Here is a 17,220-nt window from a genome sequence, read left to right as displayed (position 1 = left end):
TCATCACTCATCCTGCTGATTGTAACGCTATGCTTAAAGATCTCTTTTTACTTGGGAACTAAATCGATGGCACGTTTAGCATTATTGAGCGTCTCCGACAAAACGGGATTAATCGAGCTTGCAAAACAGTTAGTCGAAGAATTTGGCTTTGATTTGATTAGCAGTGGCGGAACAGCTCAGGCATTGAAAGCAGCCGGATTACCTGTGACAAAGGTTTCAGACTACACCGGATCGCCGGAGATTTTAGGCGGACGAGTCAAAACATTGCATCCTCGGATTCATGGCGGAATTCTGGCGCGTCGAGATTTACCGGAGCATGTAGCAGATTTGGAAGCGCAGAACATTCGCCCGATCGATCTGGTCGTGGTCAATCTTTACCCGTTTGAGCAAACGATCGCGAAGCCTGATGTCTCGCTCGAAGACGCGATCGAACAAATCGATATCGGCGGCCCTGCCATGATTCGCGCTTCGGCTAAGAACTTTGCAAACCTCACCGTGTTGTGCAATCCAAATCAGTACAATGCTTACCTTGAGGAGCTTCGGAAGAATGGAGAAGCCTCGATCGCATTCCGCCAAAATTGCTCACTCCAAGCCTTCAAACATACTGCAAGTTACGACCAAGCAATCGCAGCTTATCTAGAAAAGCAAACACAATCAGAATCAACCTCATTCACTCTAAGTGGAACGCAAATTCAAGCCTTACGCTACGGAGAAAATCCACATCAACCCGCAGCCTGGTATCAAACGGGAGCAGTTCCAACCGGATGGGCAGCCGCAACAAAGCTTCAGGGAAAAGAACTGAGCTACAACAATCTGGTTGATTTGGAAGCAGCACGATCGATTATTGCTGAATTTATTAACGATGATCCCGCCGCAACAATCATCAAGCACAACAACCCTTGTGGATCAGCAATGGGCGGATCAATTTCCGAAGCTTATGAGAAGGCGTTTAACGCAGATTCGACTTCTGCATTTGGTGGCATTGTGGCATTGAATAGAGCGATAGACTCTGCAACCGCCACTGCCCTAACCAAAACCTTTCTAGAATGCGTGGTCGCACCAGGCATTGATCCAGAAGCTCAAACCATTTTGCAGACAAAGCAGAATTTACGAGTGTTAGTTCTGCCAGATTTGAGCAACGGTGCAAAAGAGAACATTAAACAAATTGCAGGCGGGTTTTTAGTACAGGCAGCAGATGATATTGTTGCCGATCTAAACAATTGGCAGTTTGTCACCGAGAAAAAGCCAACTCCCGCACAGCTTGCAGAATTGCTGTTTGCCTGGAAAATTTGTAAGCACGTGAAATCAAACGCGATCGTCGTCAGTCGAGATCGCACCACGTTAGGAGTTGGAGCCGGACAAATGAATCGCGTCGGTTCTGTCAAAATCGCACTCGAACAAGCAGGAGACAAAGTAAACGGTGCAGTCCTTGCTAGTGATGGCTTTTTCCCGTTTGATGATTCGGTGCGAACGGCGGCGGCGGCGGGAATTAGCGCGATCGTTCAGCCCGGAGGCAGTATGAGAGACGCCGACTCGATCGCTGCTGCCAACGAGCTTGAAATCGTGATGGTGCGTACCGGAATTCGTCACTTTCTGCATTAGAAATTGTGCTAAGTTTTATTACAGTTCTCACGAAACACATCCCCTATGTCGCCTGACATCCTTCACACCCTCAAAGTCTACAGTCAGTTTGTTCACCCCGTTTTGATGTGGGTGTTGCTAGCGCTGACAAGCTATGCGCTGTACACAGGATTCCAATGGCGACGGACTCGATCGGCAGAAGGCGACCTGAAAAAACAGCTCATCAAGCAGAAATTCAACATCAAACATCATCAAATTGGTGCGATCGTGTTGACTTTGATGGTGGTGGGTTCAGTTGGAGCAATGGGCGCAACTTACATTAATAGCGGCAAGCTTTTTGTCAATCCCCATTTAGTTGCAGGACTAGGCATGACCTGCTTAATTGCAATCTCAGCTTCACTCACCCCGTTTATGCAGAAAGGTCAGGAATGGGCACGAATGAGCCATATCTTGATCAATGTGGTGATTACTGGATTATTCGGATGGCAAGCTGTAACCGGAATGCTGATCGTGCAGAACATCATTAACCGAATGTAATTCAACTCAATCTAATCCGAAGGCAGGAGCGATCCTACCTTCGGATTTTTATTTGCGATTTTTGATCACTCTTCCAGGACTGACGAAAGAAATTCCTTGATTTCCTAGCCATCATCCCCCTCGTCTGAGGTTCCGTCTAGCCCGTGTAATACCAGGTCTCTAGATCCGCACTACAGATCTTGGTACAGGTGCGACTCGCCACAGTCTCATACCTCAGGCTTTCGCTATCTCTATCACAAGTGCGAGGGAAGCTAATTCACTTCCGGTCACAGTTAAAGGCGTACAACCTACAAAAACTCTTATACAGAACAACGAGGTGGCGAGGTAGGAAATGATTTTATTCAAGTCTCAGAAAGGAACAAAACTTGCTTCATGGTTTCTGTCCTGTCTAATGATGGTGCCATTTGTCGCTGCATGTGGTGGTGGTAGCAATCAACAAACTCGGATCGATGACGCTCGAATCGCGTCTGCTCCAAACGGTGCACCGAATGCGCCAGCGCGACCTAAAAAACAAGGACTATCGACGGGTCAAAAAGCAGCAGTAACCTTAGCAGGTGCAGCAGCGTTGTATTACCTCTACAACCAGCACAAAAAGTCCCAAGCCGCCAAGGGTCAACAACCGCAGTATTACATGTCGAAAAATGGTCGGGTTTACTACCGGGATGCTCAGAAACGGGTGCAGTGGGTGACACCGCCACGTGAAGGAATTCAGGTTCCAGCATCAGAAGCGCGGCAATATGAACAGTTTCAGGGATACAACAACCGACCAAGCGGACGCGATTTAACCAGTTTGCCCGAAGCGCGATCGGCAGGCTTCTAGATTGAGTAAAACCTTATTTGGAGATTAGATCATGGTTGACGATATTTTTAGAAGAGTTGCCGGTGCTTTTTTGGGCAATGAGAATTCATCCGAGGAAGAGCGTCGTCCCCGTCCCGCGAGTCAAGACCCGTATGGTGATCCAGCCGATCAAGATGGGCAAGGCTACAATCAGCAAGGTTACGGTGATGTGATGCCTGCAAGTCAAGATCCCTACGGTGATCCGGCTGATCAGCAAGGCTACAATCAGCAAGGTTACGGTGATGTGATGCCTGCAAGCCAAGATCCCTACGGTGATCCGGCTGATCAAGGTTATAGCGATGTGATGCCTGCAAGTCAAGATCCCTATGGCGATCCCGCCGACGAAGAAGGATATCGCTAGTAGTTACAATCGCAAAACCGCAGCGTAAAACCATCTCATCCTTCCTTCAGCTTTAGCCGAGGGGAGGATTGTTTTTGGCGTTCAGAATTTCCAGCACTAACGGCAGCAAATTACCGTTTTGAATTTCACTATATTGGCTACAATTTTGCTTTACAATTTTGGCAACTGATCCCAGTCCACTTACGGATAAAAAGTTCTATGAGTATCGGATATGTTGCCCTCGTACTTCACGCTCATTTACCGTTTGTGCGTCACCCAGAAAGCGATTACGTTTTAGAAGAAGAATGGCTCTACGAGGCGATTACCGAAACCTACATTCCACTAATTCAGGTCTTTGAAGGGCTAAAGCGCGACGGGGTAGACTTCAAAATTACGATGAGCATGACCCCGCCGTTGTGTTCGATGCTGGCAGATCCCTTACTGCAGGAGCGCTACGACGAGCATCTCGCCCAACTCGAAGAACTGGCAGAGTTGGAGGTCGAGCGTCATGCTCACGCTGGACACATGAAGTATCTCGCAGAACACAACGCCAAAGAATTCAATGCGGTTCGCAATACTTGGGAAAAGTACGATCGCAACCTCATCACCGCCTTCAAACAGTTTCTCGACTCCAACAACCTCGAAATCATTACCTGCGGCGCAACTCACGGCTATCTGCCACTGATGAAAATGTATCCGCAAGCAGTCTGGGCACAGATCCAAGTTGCTTGCGAACATTACGAAAAAACCTTTGGTCGTCCCGCTAAAGGAATTTGGCTCCCGGAATGCGCCTACTACGAAGGGGTTGAACGGATGTTAGCCGATGCGGGATTGCGCTACTTCCTCACCGATGGACATGGAATTCTCTACGCTCGTCCTCGTCCTCGATATGGAAGTTATGCCCCGATTTACACAGAACCTGGTGTGGCTGCATTCGGGCGCGATCATGAATCGTCGCAGCAGGTTTGGTCATCAGAAGTTGGGTATCCGGGAGCGGTTGAATACCGCGAGTTCTATCGCGATTTAGGCTGGGATGCAGACTACGAATACATCAAGCCATACGTCATGCCCAACGGTCAGCGCAAGAATGTGGGCATTAAGTACCACAAGATTACCGGTAAAGGCTTAGGGCTGGGAGATAAGCAGCTTTATGATCCGTACTGGGCGCGACAAAAGACAACTGAACACGCCGCAAACTTTGTCTACAATCGGGAACGCCAGGTCGAGCATTTATTTGGCATCATGCACCGCCCGCCGATCGTTGTTTCCCCCTACGATGCTGAACTATTCGGTCACTGGTGGTATGAAGGTCCTTGGTTTATCGATTACCTATTCCGCAAAGCCTGGTTTGATCAAGACACCTTTGAAATGACGCACTTAGCGGACTATCTGAGAAAGCACCCGACTCAGCAAGTGTGTCGCCCGTCGCAATCGAGCTGGGGCTACAAGGGCTTCCACGAATATTGGCTGAATGAAACGAATGCGTGGATTTATCCGCATCTGCACAAAGCCGCAGAACGCATGATTGACCTTGCAAAACGGGAACCTGCAGACGAGTTAGAGTGGCGGGCACTCAACCAAGCGGCGCGAGAACTTTTGTTAGCGCAATCTTCTGACTGGGCGTTTATCATGCGAACCGGAACAATGGTTCCGTATGCCATAAGAAGAACTCGATCGCACCTGATGCGCTTCAACAAACTCTATGAAGACCTGAATCACGGCAAAGTAGATTCAGGCTGGATTGAGAAGGTGGAAGCGATCGACAACATTTTCCCAGACATTAACTACCGCGTTTACCGCCCGTTGTAATTTGTGGAAGCGCAACCGAGAGAACTGGTTTTGTACGTCACAGATGAGGGTGATTGTCCGTTTGAGACTTGGTTTTCTGGGTTGCGCGATCAACTGTGCGGTGGAGACAACAGCACTCAAGATCGAGATATCCTGATAGCTAAGCAGTATTGGAGCGATTTTCAAGCCAATGCCAACGACTAAAAGCTACCATGCTTTCCTCATTGATTCTCTGAAAGATCTAGAGGAAGCAGCAGCATATTTGGATTCTGTCTTAGAGGATGGTGACCCACAGCATATTCGATTGGCTTTAAAGAATGTAGCGGAAGCTCGTGCTGAATTCATGGGCTAAAAGATGCTTCAAAGTGGCGATATTGCCACGAATTGCTTGAGAAAGGACAAATGCCCGATCTGCTAGACATTAGTTGAGCTTTTGAATCAATTGAATTTGAGATTGGCGATCGCTCAAAAAACCTGAAGTTCCAATTCAAAAATTTATCGTCTCTGTACTCGAAATTCTAAAGTGGCGCTATCTGAGAACAGAAGTTCTGCTCTCAGAGTTGCTTTGTATGCTCGATGACAAGTGGAAGCGGTTTTGGTGTCTTCGATCGGGGCAATTCGATCTTGGCGATCGTGGATATCTGACCAAAGTATTCACGTTACTCATTCTCAAGTAAGGGGTGTTGTGGGTAGTGGCGAAATTGAACAAAAGAGCGCTCCTCCTAAACGTGAATTTGACTGAAAATCTTGGTTTTCATCATCTGTGACGGTAATAGGTATCTTCCTTTCTGTAGTGGCTAGTGAAGTATTTAACTTCGTCGTTAAATACTTTTTCAAACCGAACGCATCGCCCTCGGTTGAGCAAAAACCAGCGAAATGAGTCAATCCATCGATCGCGATTTGTGTCAACTATCTGACCTGAGATTAATCATTGTTGCAAACGCAAATTGCTTAAATCAAGCATGGTAAGTTAAGCATGATGCTCTAAGGCGCGGTGAATTGGGGCAAGTAAGGCATTTCAGCCCTTCAAACAGGTTGAGATCGACCTACCTCAACTGCCAAATTTTAGACTGTCACTCTATCAAATCCGACGGCTCTCAACAGATGATTTGATAGTTAAGCAAGGCAAGGTGTAACGCTTGTTGAAGGTTCTTCACAACGGAGTTGCACTGCTTTTTCAATGGCTCTTTCTTGCTCGCATCCCTACTACGTACTTGGCTGAGGCATTTTTCAAAATCTCTGCATTTCGTTTTCCGAAATCACATCCTCAGAGAGAGTAGCAGTACAAAGACGGTGTTGGATACTGTTCACTAGCCCCCTGGTGAAATCAGGGTATTACAACACTTTTTATTCAACCCCCGCTAAAGACTTTATTTATGAGAGGGCATTCCATGAAAGCATTGAAGACTTACCTCCTCGCCCCTGTTAAACAGGCAGCCCCGATGATCGCAGGTTTTTCGCTTGCGCTCACCAGCTTGGTGGCGACGAATGCTCCTGCTCAAGCAGCTCCCCGCACTCTGGCGAAAAACGCAGTTGCTCAAGCAACCACACAGAAAACCACATTGCCGGATGGAGTCTACCTTTACGGGCAATCCGCAGAACCCGATCAGATCGGGCAGGGCTATTTTGTATTTGAAGCACGACAAGGTAAGTTAGTCGGTGCGCTATATATGCCGCGATCGTCGTTCGATTGCACCTATGGTAGCGTTGAACCTGATAAAGTTTCGCTCACCGTGATCAACAGCTACGATCGTGACGAAAATCCCTACGTCATTGCAACCGAGCGCAACGATTCTGTTGCATCCCGTGGAAATCCCACGATCGCTCCGGTCGGTCTGGAAGGCTACCATCGCATTTCCAAGGTCAGCGAAAACGATCGGCGAATTTTGAATGTTTGTAAGCAAAACTATCAGCAACGGGCTTGGAAATGAATCGATCAGGCTTCGGGTGTTGAGCAAGAATTTAACTCAGCATCCGAACAAGGCTGGAAAACTTGGTTAAATTGAACGCGATCGAGCTACTTTCGCGCTAGGGTTAGCAGCAGGGCTGAACTGGTGAAGGTAGTGAAGTATTTCTTTCTGTCTGAAGGCTGGAGTGTCGGTCGAGTCTGGGAGTTGGGCGGCTTGTGGAATGAGGTCGCTTGGAGACGGAAGCCCCAGATCGAGCAGTTGGAATTGTACATTTGGGAAAACGGCGAGAAGCTGCGACTCTATCGGGTCGAACAGGCGGTGCTGATGGTAGAAGTGAAGCCAACTCCCGCAGTCGAATCGGGCGCGATCGGACAGGTGGTATTGAAGCGTCTGATCACGGCAGATCAAGCGATCGACATGATTTGCAGCGCGAACCTGAATACAGGAATACTGTGATAATAAAGTGTAGGGTTTGGACTTCGGACTATGACTCAGCAATATATCGGGGAATTCGTTGCGCCCGACATTAGCCACATTGTCACCGAGAACGATACGCCTGTGGACAATTTTCAAAGTGCGAAACAACAAAGGCTACTCGTTGAACCACTCTACACATCTTGGTTGGAGAACCTGCCGTTCGTTGCAGATGCAAATGTTGGGTTATTTTACACTGCGAAGCAAGATCCGATCGTCCCTGATGCCTTCCTCAGCTTAGGGGTCGAAATGCCAACCGACTGGAGCAAAAAGCAGAATCGCTCTTATTTTGTCTGGGAGTTTGGCAAATTCCCAGATATTTGTATTGAGATTGTTTCCAACCGCGAAGGAAACGAATTAGGCAAAAAGAAAGATCTGTATGCGCGGATTGGTGTCCCTTACTATGCCGTCTTTGATCCGCTCAAGCAACTTCAGCGACCAGACGAGATGAATGGGCAACTGCTTCGAGTCTGGGGTCTATCATTTGGGCAGTATGTTGAGCTGTCACAACCGTTTTGGCTGCCTACTGTAGGTTTGGGATTAACCGTTTGGCAAGGAGAGTTTGAAGCGGTGAGTGGAATTTGGTTGCGATGGTGCGGTGCCTCCGGGCTAAGCGAAGCTTCCTGCGATCAACAAGTCATCCCAACCGGAGCCGAAAGAGCCGAAGCCGATCGTCTAGCAGCGCGATTACGAGAATTAGGAATTAACCCGGATGAGATTTAGTTCGGATGGAATTTGCGGTAAAGCATGGCTTTGATCGGCTGTCCTTGGATCAAGTGTCGATCGACGATCGCGTCCACTTCTTCGGGCAGAACGCGACAGTACCAGATCTCGTCCGGTAAAACGAGTACCATTGCGCCATTGCCACATTGACCCAAACATTGGGAAGGCTCGATCGCGGCATCATCAGGCGCAAGCGTTTGAAAGGCTTTGAGTACCTTTGCTGCGCCCTGTTTGCGACAAGCCTTGTTCTGGCAAACTCTGACCGTGATCATTCGATTAATCTGGTAGCAGTCCTTTTGCCGCTAACCAGTCTCGATTGAATAACTTCGATTGATAACGACTGCCGCCATCACAGAGAATGGTGACGATCGTATGTCCTGCTCCCATTTGTTTTGCTAGGGCAACTGCCGCTGCAACGTTGATTCCGACAGAACCGCCCATAAATAGACCGTCTTTTTCGAGCAGTTGGTACAGGACGCGGATGGCATCTCGATCGTCTACCCGAATGGCATCATCTGCGGGTGCGCCTTCCATGTTGGCAGTGACGCGACTGTTGCCAATTCCTTCTGTGACTGAATTGCCTTCGGATTTCGTCTCTCCGGTTTTGACATAGCTATAGAGAGCGCTACCCATCGGATCAGCCAGGACGCACTTGATATTGGGGTTCTGCTCTTTGAGATACAGCGCAACTCCGGCATAAGTTCCACCTGTTCCGGTCGCTGTCACCCAAGCATCAATTTTGCCGTTGGTTTGAGTCCACATCTCAGGGGCAGTAGTCTCGTAGTGAGCACGGCGATTCGCTAAGTTATCGAACTGATTCGCCCAAATTGCGTTTTCCAGTTCTGAAGCGATTCTGCCCGACAGCCGGACATAGTTATTCGGATCTTTGTAGGGAACCGCCGGAACGGTGCGAACTTCTGCGCCTAAAGTGCGGAGCAAATCAATCTTTTCTTGAGACTGGGTTTCAGGAATGATGATCAGGCATTTGTAACCTTTGGCGTTGCAGATGTGCGCGAGTCCGATTCCAGTGTTGCCTGCTGTGCCTTCGACCACGGTTCCGCCGGGTTTGAGTAAGCCTTGTCGCTCGGCATCTTCGATGATGTAGAGCGCAGCGCGATCTTTGACGGAGCCACCCGGATTGAGAAATTCCGCTTTGCCGAGAATTTCGCATCCGGTTTCATCACTAAAACTATTGAGGCGAATCAGCGGAGTATTTCCGATCGCGCCTACAAATCCGTGTTTGATATCCATGCCTAAATCTTCCTGTGAGTTCCCTATTGCCATTTTGACGGATTGTGGCGCGATCGAGGGGGTTAAAGTCCCGTTTCTGTGAGATAAGACAGAAGCTCTTGTCTGCGTTGCTGGCTCAATCGAGCGATGCAGCTAGAGTAGACCATTGGAGCCATTGAGCCGCCTTTGAAGCGATCCGCACGAAGGCACAGTCAGCATCGCGAAATTTAGTCCAAGCGGATTGAGCTGCGATGAGTTGGGCTTCTTGGGGAGTGCCCTTGAATTTTGCGATCGCTCGCTGATACGCTTGATTGAGTTGCTGCTCGGCGGTTTTTACCCGTTCAGCCGCACAGAAGTTGAGGTCAAACTGACTTCTAGGATTTTGGCAATCTATTTTGATATTGCTTGGTTGATTGTTGATTGGTGGACGATTGCTTTGTGCTTGAGTCGGCACATTTAAATACATCGCGCTGCCAATGAGCAAAGCTGTAATTCCTAAAATAGATTGATCCCATTGCATAAGTTATGTCTCACTTGAGTTATTTACAGATTGTAAGTTGTGCATTAGTGTTTTAATCTGCCGTTCGATCAGCGTCCAATTTTCTGATTCAACAACTTGTTTCGGAAATAAGTTTCCACCAATTCCAACCGCGATCGCGCCTGCTTGAATCATTGAGCTAGCATTCTCGATCGTTACCCCTCCAGTTGGAATCATCGGAATGTGTCCGATTGGTGCGCGTAATGCTTCAAGATAATTCGCATTTCCGACCGCTTGAATTGGAAAGACTTTGACACAACTGGCTTTCGCATCCCATGCGGTCATAATCTCGGTCGGAGTTAAAGCGCCGGGAATGATTGGAATTTCATGACGCTTTGCGATCGCAATTAAATCAAAATTAATATGGGGTGTGAACGCAAATTGTGCGCCTGCTGCAATTGCATTCTTTAAATCTTTTACTGTAAGAATTGTACCGACTCCGATCACACAGTTTGGAAAGCTCGATCGCAGATGTGTGACTAATTCCGCAGCGCAATCACTGTTCCAAGAAATCTCGATCAAGGTCATGCCGCCTGCGATCGCAGTCTTTACCATTTGCATACCCATTCTTAAACTCGGAGCGCGGATAATTGCGATCGCTCTCTGCTGTTTAATCAAACTTAACCAAGCTTTATCTCTCATATAAAATAATCTATTTTTTCTAGTTCCAAGGAAATTATTTTAGTGGATTTCTCTCATTAGATTGAGTCGATTCGGTCGTTGGAAAGAGGGAAAAGAATATCCCACTTCCTAAGCTAAGTGTGTAACCAATCCTGGAGTTAAAAAGATGGCTTTATACAAAATCAAGGAATTCGATCCCAACTATCGCGACCATTTTGATGGTGGTGATGTCAAGGATTTAGATCTCTACAACGGCGACGAAAAAATTGGTTCAGTGAATGATGTTCTAGTCGATGAAGATGGACGTTTTCGCTATCTCGTCATCAGCACTGGCGCATGGATCTTTGGTAAGAAAGTTTTATTGCCGATCGGACGCGCTCAAATTGATTACAGCGCTCATCGTGCTTATGCAAATGGTTTAACGAAAGAACAAGTCGAACAGCTTCCTGAATTCACCGATGACCTGAAAATGGACTACCACGGTGAAGAACAAGTACGTAACGTCTACCGCTCTGATGCTGCAAGCACTACTGCAACGGGTGCTACGGGTACGAGTGCTGCAATGGGTGCATCTACAATTGACACATCTGCAATGAACACCCCGATCGAGGGATCTGCCGCGCTAGATTCAGATGCAGCAGGCATGGCGTACACGGGTTCATCGATGGGCGCAGGTTTCACCCCGACCTACGACCAAGACACCTACAACTATGACCTGGATCGCGACCTCTACAAGATGGATCATCATGACGATCGCATTCGCTTGTATGAAGAGCGTCTGATCGCGAACAAGCGCCGCATGAAAGCAGGCGAAGTCACAGTTGGCAAGCACGTTGAAACCGAAACGGCTCGTGTGAGTGTGCCGATCGAGAAAGAGCGCGTGGTTGTAGAGCGGGTTGCTTCGACCGATACGACTGCAGTTCCTGTGGGTGAAGCTGCGTTCCACGAAGGCGAAGTTGCTCGGATGGAAGTCTACGAAGAAACGCCGGACATCCGCAAAGAAGCGTTTGTACGTGAAGAAGTGCGCGTGAAGAAAGTGGTTGACCAAGATGTCGTCAACAGCGAAGAGCAAATCCGCCGTGAAGAGTTGGATCTCAACACTGACGGTCGCCCGGTGATCGATGATTCTTCGACCCGCAAGGTGTAGTGTCTCGCTTGAGATAGACTAAACGAAAACCTCCGAGTTGTAATAAGCTCGGAGGTTTTTTAGTGTTTATCGAGATTCCGCAACGCTGATTCCTGTGGCTTCTGAAGCTCGATCGTCCGGCTTAAACTTTGACGATGCCGCTTTTTTCAGAATCACCTCCTGAATTTGTTTCGCTAATTGGTTCGCTCTGACCGAATGAGTCCGGAGACACTGCGAGGGCATCGTTTGACGGAAAGATTGATAGTAGTCTTTGCGGGATTCTTCAAAGAGGAATCTGAGTTGCGCGATCGGATCATGATGATGATCCACGCGCAAATCTAAATGCGGATAAACATCCTGTTTCATCACATAAATCGCGGCCGATTGTCGCCCGCGCTTATCGCCGCCTGCTCTTTCTCCCGCCTCTAGGGCTTGCAGCAATCGTTCTGAAAATTCCATGCCTGCTTTCGCTTGATAGGCTTCTGCCATTACGGTTAGAACTTGTTCACCGACGAGCATATTTCCAGCCACAGAAAAGCCCGGAAAAGTCAAATGCCCTGCCCAATCAACACAGCGAGATCCTGTCCAAGCGGCGGTTTGTCCGGTGTGATCCACAAGATGCAGTTGGCGATCGTCTGCTTCTGGATCGTTTTCTAGAAGTAAGTCAATAATGTCTTCAACCGAGATTTCATCGGCTGTGCCTTCACTGGCGATGCGTTGCTCTAGAAGCTGAATCCCGTGAATTCCGAGTAAAGGATTGGTTTGTGCTTGGGTGGCGATCGCGCCAACAGAGGCTTTAACGTGCGGCACCAGTGAGCCAACGGCTAAATGTTTCGTCGCGACAGCAATCCCGGTCATCTGTGTCTCAAAATCCCATGCCACGATCGAGAATGTCATAGAGTTCTAATCACTAAAAAATGTATAGAGATATTACCCTTTGATATCATCGATCGCTCAGTTGAAACTGTCTTTAGCGTAACGCTTCCAAGATTGGGGTAGGGAGTGGGGAGTAGCAAGACATCTTTACTCGTTACTCCCTATGCCCTACGCTTCAATGACAACGCGCAAATTTCCCCGCTTTCTCGAAACGCGGCAGGACGTGGAAGACCCCGATCGCTCAAATTCCAAATCTATCAAAGTAGGCCCCACTCGCAGATTCTTCAGCGCGAGATAGTTGATCGACTCTGGTAAAGCTGGATCAATCACGCGCAAACAGTTTCCAGGCGCATCCGGCACTAAATTCACAATCATGTGAACCAGTTGGAAAATGCTGCCTGTTGCCCAAGCTTGCGGAGTACAAGCCACCGGATATTGCACAGGTTCATTATCTTCAGTGCGATCGTAGCCGCAGAACAATTCTGGCGGACGTTGGTAAGGTTGATGGCGCGTCATATCGAGCAACCCTTTACACAGTTCCAAAGCTTGATCAATCAAACCCAGAGAACGTAGCCCGATCGCAATCAGCGTATTGTCATGCGGCCACACCGAACCAACGTGATAGCCCATCGGATTGTAAGCAGGCGATAGACTGCTCAAGGTGCGAATGCCCCAACCATTGAACATATCCGGAGCGCGGAGTCGTTCTGCAACGCTGTAAGCTTTCTCTGGCGTAAAGATGCCCAACTGTAAACAATGTCCTGGATTCGAGGTAATGCTATCTACTGGATTGCCATCGCCATCGAGCGCTAAAGCACAAAAGTCTTGATCCTCCATCCAGAAATCTCGATTGAACCGAACTTTGAGATCGCGGGCTTCTTCTTCCCAACGATCGGCAAGATCAATCCGCTTTTTCATTCGGGCAATCTGACTCAATCGCACTTTTGCCGAATACACATAGCCTTGTACTTCACAGAGCGTAATCGCTCCTTGAGCCAGTTTGCCTTTGCGATCGACAATACAGTTCCCTGAATCTTTCCAGCCTTGGTTATCTAAGCCGCGTTTGGATTTGCGCTGATAGCTGAGATAGCCCGTTTCTTTCAGGTTGAGATCGACCCATTCCATTGCAGCAAGCGCATTGTTCCAGAGTCGATCAAGCGTTTCATAATCGGCTGTCCAGGAGAAATACTCGGCATACAGCATCAACCAAAGTGGAGTTGCATCTACCGTTCCGTAATAGGGAGTGTGTGGAATTTCCAAGCAGCGCGCCATCTCACCGAAACGGATTTCGTGCAGAATCTTTCCGGGCTGTTCTTCTCGCCATTCGTCGTCTACTTTGCCTTGATAGTGCGCCAAAATCGTTAGCGTTTCACGTGCGATTTGTGGATCAAGCAGCAACGTTTGCGAAGCAGCAATAATCGAGTCGCGTCCGAATAGGGTCGAGAACCACGGAACTCCAGCAGAAAGCGCTTTGTTTTTTCCAAAGGTTTGTCTGAGAAGATAGACATCTTGCTCAGCCCGTTCGACCACGCGGTTAAAGGTGTTTTTGTCCGATCGAATCTGCGTCACTTGCTGCTGCCAGTGCTGTTCTTCGGCAAATTCGGCGGCTTTCGCTTGCGATAAGGTAATCGGTGCGCTGACTTTAGAAACAGGACGACCATTGCTTAACGGCTGCAAGCGATAACCGAGTTTCTGTTTCTCATGCGGCTGTAATCTCAACTGCCAAAGAGCGGTATAGCCTTTGAGGATGTCGGGTTGATGGTGAACAAAATCGATTCGGGACTCTAAAATCGTGCCGTCTAAGCCCTGATACGCTAGCGTTAGTTCGATCGGCGAATGTTCCGCTTCATCGACTGCCACAAAGGATTCCATATCCTCAATTTCGTGCGGTTCTGAGGGCAGCCGTCTTAATAAGGCGCCACGCTGGTTTCGCAAAAAGCCTCGCACTTCAAACAAATCGATAAAATCTGCTCCAAAGCTCAGACTCAATTCAAATTCAACCGGTTCGGTGCTGTAGTTGGCAATCTCGATTTCTTCAAATAATCCACCGTTCAGCACTAATTCGCGTTTAATCCCGATCGTTTCTGCCGGGATGCGATCGTCAAGGCGCGGATTGGTACACAGCACCGACATCACGAAGCCTTTTTCGGCAGTGCTGCTGAGTAAAATTGGGGGTCGTCCATCTAACTGCAACTCTAGCCGATTGAGAAACCGCGTATCGTTGCAAAACAATCCGAGACCGCTACTGCGCCCTTCATCCGATGAGCCACCAATATTGCCAAACGTATCCGTGAGCAAAAATAAATCATCATCTTTAAGCGTCAAAATCGGTTGCGGACGCTCACTTAAAACGGATATCCACTCCGGAATCGGATGGTGATCGGCGGGGGCAAATTTTCTACCATCAAGTTCGATAATTTCTACGGTCATGAGTTCTGTGGAGGACTGGTATGCAGGGTTTAGGGAACAAATCGTAACCATTTTAACGACGATGATGCGATCCGGATTTTCCAGCTTCAAACTTTGCTAATTCATTACTTTTGATTGCGATCGGTTTCGTTTTACTTGATGGTTTTAATTAAATTGAACGAGTAAACCTGGATTACAGATTGATCCCCAACCTCTCAATTCAATTGGCATCTCGTTCTGCGTCCAAAGCTGCGATAATCTCTATCCAGAAGCGATTCTGTCTTGTGCCCAAACGTGGTAGTATCCCAAATGCCCTAGCAGCACATTGCTGATGAGCGGCTTCGCTGCTTTTTGGTGAAAGGCTTTGCCGAGCCAGCGATCATCCGATTCGATTAATTTGATTCTCTAGGTTGTCCACTGTAATGCCATTGCCATCCTCTCACCGTCGCACGAAAATTGTTGCCACGATCGGCCCTGCCACGAGCAGCCCTGATGTCCTCCGCAATCTCATTCAGGCAGGGGCAACCACGCTGCGCCTGAATTTTTCTCACGGCACCCACGATGATCATCTCCGCAGCATTCGCCTGATTCGCCAGATTTCGTTTGAGTTGAATCAGCCTGTTGGAATTTTGCAGGATTTGCAGGGCCCGAAGATTCGCTTGGGACGGTTTGAGAACGGCTCGATCATTCTCAATAAGGGCGATCGCTTCACATTAACCAGCCGCATGATTCCCGGAAACCAAGACGCTAGCTCGGTGACTTACGATTTGCTGTCTGAAGAAGTCCCAGCCGGCGCAACAATTCTGCTCGACGATGGCAGAGTGGAAATGAAGGTCGAAGAAGTTGACCAAGCAACTCAATCGCTACATTGTCGCGTGATTGTGGGTGGCCCGCTCTCGAACAATAAAGGCGTGAATTTCCCCGGCGTGTATCTGTCGATCAAGGCGCTGACCGACAAAGATCGCAAAGACCTAGTGTTTGGACTGGATCAAGGAGTCGATTGGGTCGCGCTCAGCTTTGTGCGAAATCCGCAAGATGTTTTAGAAATCAAAGAACTGATTTCGAGTGCTGGAAAATCGACCCCAGTGATCGTCAAGATCGAAAAGCACGAAGCGATCGAACAAATGGAAGCGATTCTCTCGATTTCCGATGGCGCGATGGTAGCGCGGGGCGATCTTGGAGTTGAATTGCCTGCTGAAGATGTGCCGATTCTGCAAAAGCGCTTGATCAAAACGGCAAATCGTCTCGGAATTCCGGTGATCACCGCTACCCAGATGCTGGATAGCATGGTGCATAGTCCGCGTCCGACTCGTGCTGAAATTTCCGATGTCGCCAACGCGATTTTGGATGGAACCGATGCCGTGATGCTGTCGAATGAGACCGCAGTCGGAAAATATCCGATCGAAGCCGTTTCGCAGATGGCTTCGATCGCGGTACGGATCGAGCAGGAAAGCAACAAGCAGCTTTTAGACAGTAATGGTCGATCGATTCCCAATGCAATCAGTGAAGCGGTTGGGAATATTGCCGTGCAGCTCGATGCTTCTGCAATTATGTCGCTGACTAAAACGGGTGCCACTGCTCGTAACGTGTCCAAATTCCGCCCCAGAACGCCGATCCTCGCAATCACGCCTCATGTGGATGTGGCGCGTCAACTGCAGCTCGTTTGGGGAGTTAAACCGCTACTGGTGCTAGATCTCCCTTCGACGGGGCAAACCTTCCAAGCAGCGCTCAATGTTGCTCAAGAAAAAGGTTTAGTTTCAGAAGGTGATCTGGTGGTGCTGACCGCAGGAACGCTGCAAGGGGTAGCGGGTTCAACGGACTTGATCAAGGTTGAAGTGGTCACGGCGGTACGCGGTAAAGGGGTTGGGATTGGACAAGGGTCGGTTAGTGGTCGAGCGCGGTTAGCTTCGACGCTGAAAGAGAGTCGCCAATTCCATTCGGGTGAAATCTTAGTTGCACCGAGTACGACGGCTGAGCATATTGATGCCATCCGCAAGGCGGCGGGAATTGTAACCGAGGACAGCAGTTTGACCAGTCATGCGGCTGTGATTGGATTGCGCTTAGGAATTCCGGTTTTGGTCGGCGTGAAGAATGCAACGGGTGTAATCCGCGATGGTGAGATTGTGACGCTTGATATGCAGCGCGGTTTGGTTTATTCCGGTAGCAGTGGAGCCGATCAGACGGATGCAGCATTGTCGCTTTAAGCAGGCATAGGAAACAAGATTCTAT

At 48.7% G+C, this 17,220-nt stretch carries 17 protein-coding genes; 11 read left to right on the top strand and 6 right to left on the bottom strand.

Annotation, left to right across the window (positions count from 1 at the left end):
- The first annotated feature begins 66 nt into the window (after positions 1-66).
- The 9 genes from purH to NC980_RS11555 all read left to right on the top strand — a co-directional run bounded on the left by purH (position 67) and on the right by NC980_RS11555 (position 8,191).
- Positions 67-1,602 carry a bifunctional phosphoribosylaminoimidazolecarboxamide formyltransferase/IMP cyclohydrolase gene (purH, locus tag NC980_RS11595; protein WP_190376337.1) on the top strand — a complete coding sequence of 512 codons (1,536 nt, stop codon included), beginning with the start codon at positions 67-69 and terminating at the stop codon, positions 1,600-1,602.
- A gap of 45 nt (positions 1,603-1,647) precedes the next feature.
- Positions 1,648-2,118 (top strand): DUF4079 domain-containing protein, encoded by a 471-nt coding sequence (locus NC980_RS11590; RefSeq protein ID WP_190376336.1) that lies wholly within the window; start codon positions 1,648-1,650, stop codon positions 2,116-2,118.
- A 331-nt stretch (positions 2,119-2,449) separates the two neighbouring features.
- Positions 2,450-2,938: a hypothetical protein gene (locus NC980_RS11585; RefSeq protein WP_190376335.1), complete on the top strand. Its 489-nt coding sequence runs from the start codon at positions 2,450-2,452 to the stop codon at positions 2,936-2,938.
- 31 nt (positions 2,939-2,969) lie between these two features.
- Complete coding sequence (locus NC980_RS11580) at positions 2,970-3,317, top strand: translation initiation factor (RefSeq protein ID WP_190376334.1); 348 nt, start codon at positions 2,970-2,972, stop codon at positions 3,315-3,317.
- Between the two features lie 198 nt (positions 3,318-3,515).
- Positions 3,516-5,105 (top strand): glycoside hydrolase family 57 protein, encoded by a 1,590-nt coding sequence (locus tag NC980_RS11575; protein WP_190376333.1) that lies wholly within the window; start codon positions 3,516-3,518, stop codon positions 5,103-5,105.
- A 3-nt stretch (positions 5,106-5,108) separates the two neighbouring features.
- Positions 5,109-5,288, top strand: coding sequence for a hypothetical protein (locus tag NC980_RS11570; RefSeq protein ID WP_190376332.1), 180 nt, complete (start codon positions 5,109-5,111; stop codon positions 5,286-5,288).
- Positions 5,289-6,475: 1,187 nt separating this feature from the next.
- Positions 6,476-7,015, top strand: coding sequence for a hypothetical protein (locus NC980_RS11565; protein WP_190376331.1), 540 nt, complete (start codon positions 6,476-6,478; stop codon positions 7,013-7,015).
- A 132-nt stretch (positions 7,016-7,147) separates the two neighbouring features.
- Complete coding sequence (locus NC980_RS11560; protein ID WP_190376376.1) at positions 7,148-7,450, top strand: hypothetical protein; 303 nt, start codon at positions 7,148-7,150, stop codon at positions 7,448-7,450.
- Positions 7,451-7,480: 30 nt separating this feature from the next.
- On the top strand, positions 7,481-8,191 hold the full coding sequence (locus NC980_RS11555; protein WP_190376330.1) for a Uma2 family endonuclease: 711 nt from the start codon (positions 7,481-7,483) through the stop codon (positions 8,189-8,191).
- On the opposite strand, the gene NC980_RS11550 is transcribed toward NC980_RS11555, so the two are convergent.
- The 4 genes from NC980_RS11550 to NC980_RS11535 all read right to left on the bottom strand — a co-directional run bounded on the left by NC980_RS11550 (position 8,188) and on the right by NC980_RS11535 (position 10,601).
- Complete coding sequence (locus NC980_RS11550; RefSeq protein WP_190376329.1) at positions 8,188-8,463, bottom strand: (2Fe-2S) ferredoxin domain-containing protein; 276 nt, start codon at positions 8,461-8,463, stop codon at positions 8,188-8,190. The genes NC980_RS11555 and NC980_RS11550 overlap by 4 nt on opposite strands.
- Before the next feature lie 4 nt (positions 8,464-8,467).
- Positions 8,468-9,442: a cysteine synthase A gene (locus tag NC980_RS11545; RefSeq protein WP_190376328.1), complete on the bottom strand. Its 975-nt coding sequence runs from the start codon at positions 9,440-9,442 to the stop codon at positions 8,468-8,470.
- A 115-nt stretch (positions 9,443-9,557) separates the two neighbouring features.
- Positions 9,558-9,941 (bottom strand): lysozyme inhibitor LprI family protein, encoded by a 384-nt coding sequence (locus NC980_RS11540; protein ID WP_190376327.1) that lies wholly within the window; start codon positions 9,939-9,941, stop codon positions 9,558-9,560.
- A gap of 3 nt (positions 9,942-9,944) precedes the next feature.
- Positions 9,945-10,601: a bifunctional 4-hydroxy-2-oxoglutarate aldolase/2-dehydro-3-deoxy-phosphogluconate aldolase gene (locus NC980_RS11535; RefSeq protein WP_190376326.1), complete on the bottom strand. Its 657-nt coding sequence runs from the start codon at positions 10,599-10,601 to the stop codon at positions 9,945-9,947.
- Positions 10,602-10,746: 145 nt separating this feature from the next.
- Here NC980_RS11535 and NC980_RS11530 point away from each other — a divergent pair, with 145 nt between their 5' ends.
- Positions 10,747-11,727: a DUF2382 domain-containing protein gene (locus NC980_RS11530; RefSeq protein WP_190376325.1), complete on the top strand. Its 981-nt coding sequence runs from the start codon at positions 10,747-10,749 to the stop codon at positions 11,725-11,727.
- Between the two features lie 66 nt (positions 11,728-11,793).
- On the opposite strand, the gene NC980_RS11525 is transcribed toward NC980_RS11530, so the two are convergent.
- Together NC980_RS11525 and NC980_RS11520 are read right to left on the bottom strand one after the other, a co-directional pair.
- Positions 11,794-12,603, bottom strand: coding sequence for a DUF1028 domain-containing protein (locus NC980_RS11525; RefSeq protein WP_190376324.1), 810 nt, complete (start codon positions 12,601-12,603; stop codon positions 11,794-11,796).
- A gap of 147 nt (positions 12,604-12,750) precedes the next feature.
- The gene (locus NC980_RS11520) at positions 12,751-15,012 is read right to left on the bottom strand and encodes an amylo-alpha-1,6-glucosidase (RefSeq protein WP_190376323.1); all 2,262 of its coding nucleotides are present in this window, start codon (positions 15,010-15,012) and stop codon (positions 12,751-12,753) included.
- Positions 15,013-15,413: 401 nt separating this feature from the next.
- Here NC980_RS11520 and pyk point away from each other — a divergent pair, with 401 nt between their 5' ends.
- On the top strand, positions 15,414-17,195 hold the full coding sequence (pyk, locus tag NC980_RS11515) for a pyruvate kinase (protein ID WP_190376322.1): 1,782 nt from the start codon (positions 15,414-15,416) through the stop codon (positions 17,193-17,195).
- Positions 17,196-17,220 lie beyond the last annotated feature (25 nt).

The sequence above is a fragment of the Leptolyngbya sp. AS-A5 genome, assembly GCF_039962495.1.
Taxonomy (GTDB): domain Bacteria; phylum Cyanobacteriota; class Cyanobacteriia; order Leptolyngbyales; family Leptolyngbyaceae; genus Leptolyngbya.
Note: the sequence above shows the minus strand (reverse complement) of the source record. Positions and strands in the feature narration are given on the sequence as shown.

What these genes read in the sequence shown, in the direction of transcription:
- purH (WP_190376337.1), top strand. Translation starts at nt 67, where the DNA reads ATGGCACGTTTAGCATTATTGAGCGTCTCCGACAAAACGGGATTAATC.
- NC980_RS11590 (WP_190376336.1), top strand. Translation starts at nt 1,648, where the DNA reads ATGTCGCCTGACATCCTTCACACCCTCAAAGTCTACAGTCAGTTTGTT.
- NC980_RS11585 (WP_190376335.1), top strand. Translation starts at nt 2,450, where the DNA reads ATGATTTTATTCAAGTCTCAGAAAGGAACAAAACTTGCTTCATGGTTT.
- NC980_RS11580 (WP_190376334.1), top strand. Translation starts at nt 2,970, where the DNA reads ATGGTTGACGATATTTTTAGAAGAGTTGCCGGTGCTTTTTTGGGCAAT.
- NC980_RS11575 (WP_190376333.1), top strand. Translation starts at nt 3,516, where the DNA reads ATGAGTATCGGATATGTTGCCCTCGTACTTCACGCTCATTTACCGTTT.
- NC980_RS11565 (WP_190376331.1), top strand. Translation starts at nt 6,476, where the DNA reads ATGAAAGCATTGAAGACTTACCTCCTCGCCCCTGTTAAACAGGCAGCC.
- NC980_RS11555 (WP_190376330.1), top strand. Translation starts at nt 7,481, where the DNA reads ATGACTCAGCAATATATCGGGGAATTCGTTGCGCCCGACATTAGCCAC.
- NC980_RS11550 (WP_190376329.1), bottom strand. Translation starts at nt 8,463, where the DNA reads ATGATCACGGTCAGAGTTTGCCAGAACAAGGCTTGTCGCAAACAGGGC.
- NC980_RS11545 (WP_190376328.1), bottom strand. Translation starts at nt 9,442, where the DNA reads ATGGATATCAAACACGGATTTGTAGGCGCGATCGGAAATACTCCGCTG.
- NC980_RS11540 (WP_190376327.1), bottom strand. Translation starts at nt 9,941, where the DNA reads ATGCAATGGGATCAATCTATTTTAGGAATTACAGCTTTGCTCATTGGC.
- NC980_RS11535 (WP_190376326.1), bottom strand. Translation starts at nt 10,601, where the DNA reads ATGAGAGATAAAGCTTGGTTAAGTTTGATTAAACAGCAGAGAGCGATC.
- NC980_RS11530 (WP_190376325.1), top strand. Translation starts at nt 10,747, where the DNA reads ATGGCTTTATACAAAATCAAGGAATTCGATCCCAACTATCGCGACCAT.
- NC980_RS11525 (WP_190376324.1), bottom strand. Translation starts at nt 12,603, where the DNA reads ATGACATTCTCGATCGTGGCATGGGATTTTGAGACACAGATGACCGGG.
- NC980_RS11520 (WP_190376323.1), bottom strand. Translation starts at nt 15,012, where the DNA reads ATGACCGTAGAAATTATCGAACTTGATGGTAGAAAATTTGCCCCCGCC.
- pyk (WP_190376322.1), top strand. Translation starts at nt 15,414, where the DNA reads ATGCCATTGCCATCCTCTCACCGTCGCACGAAAATTGTTGCCACGATC.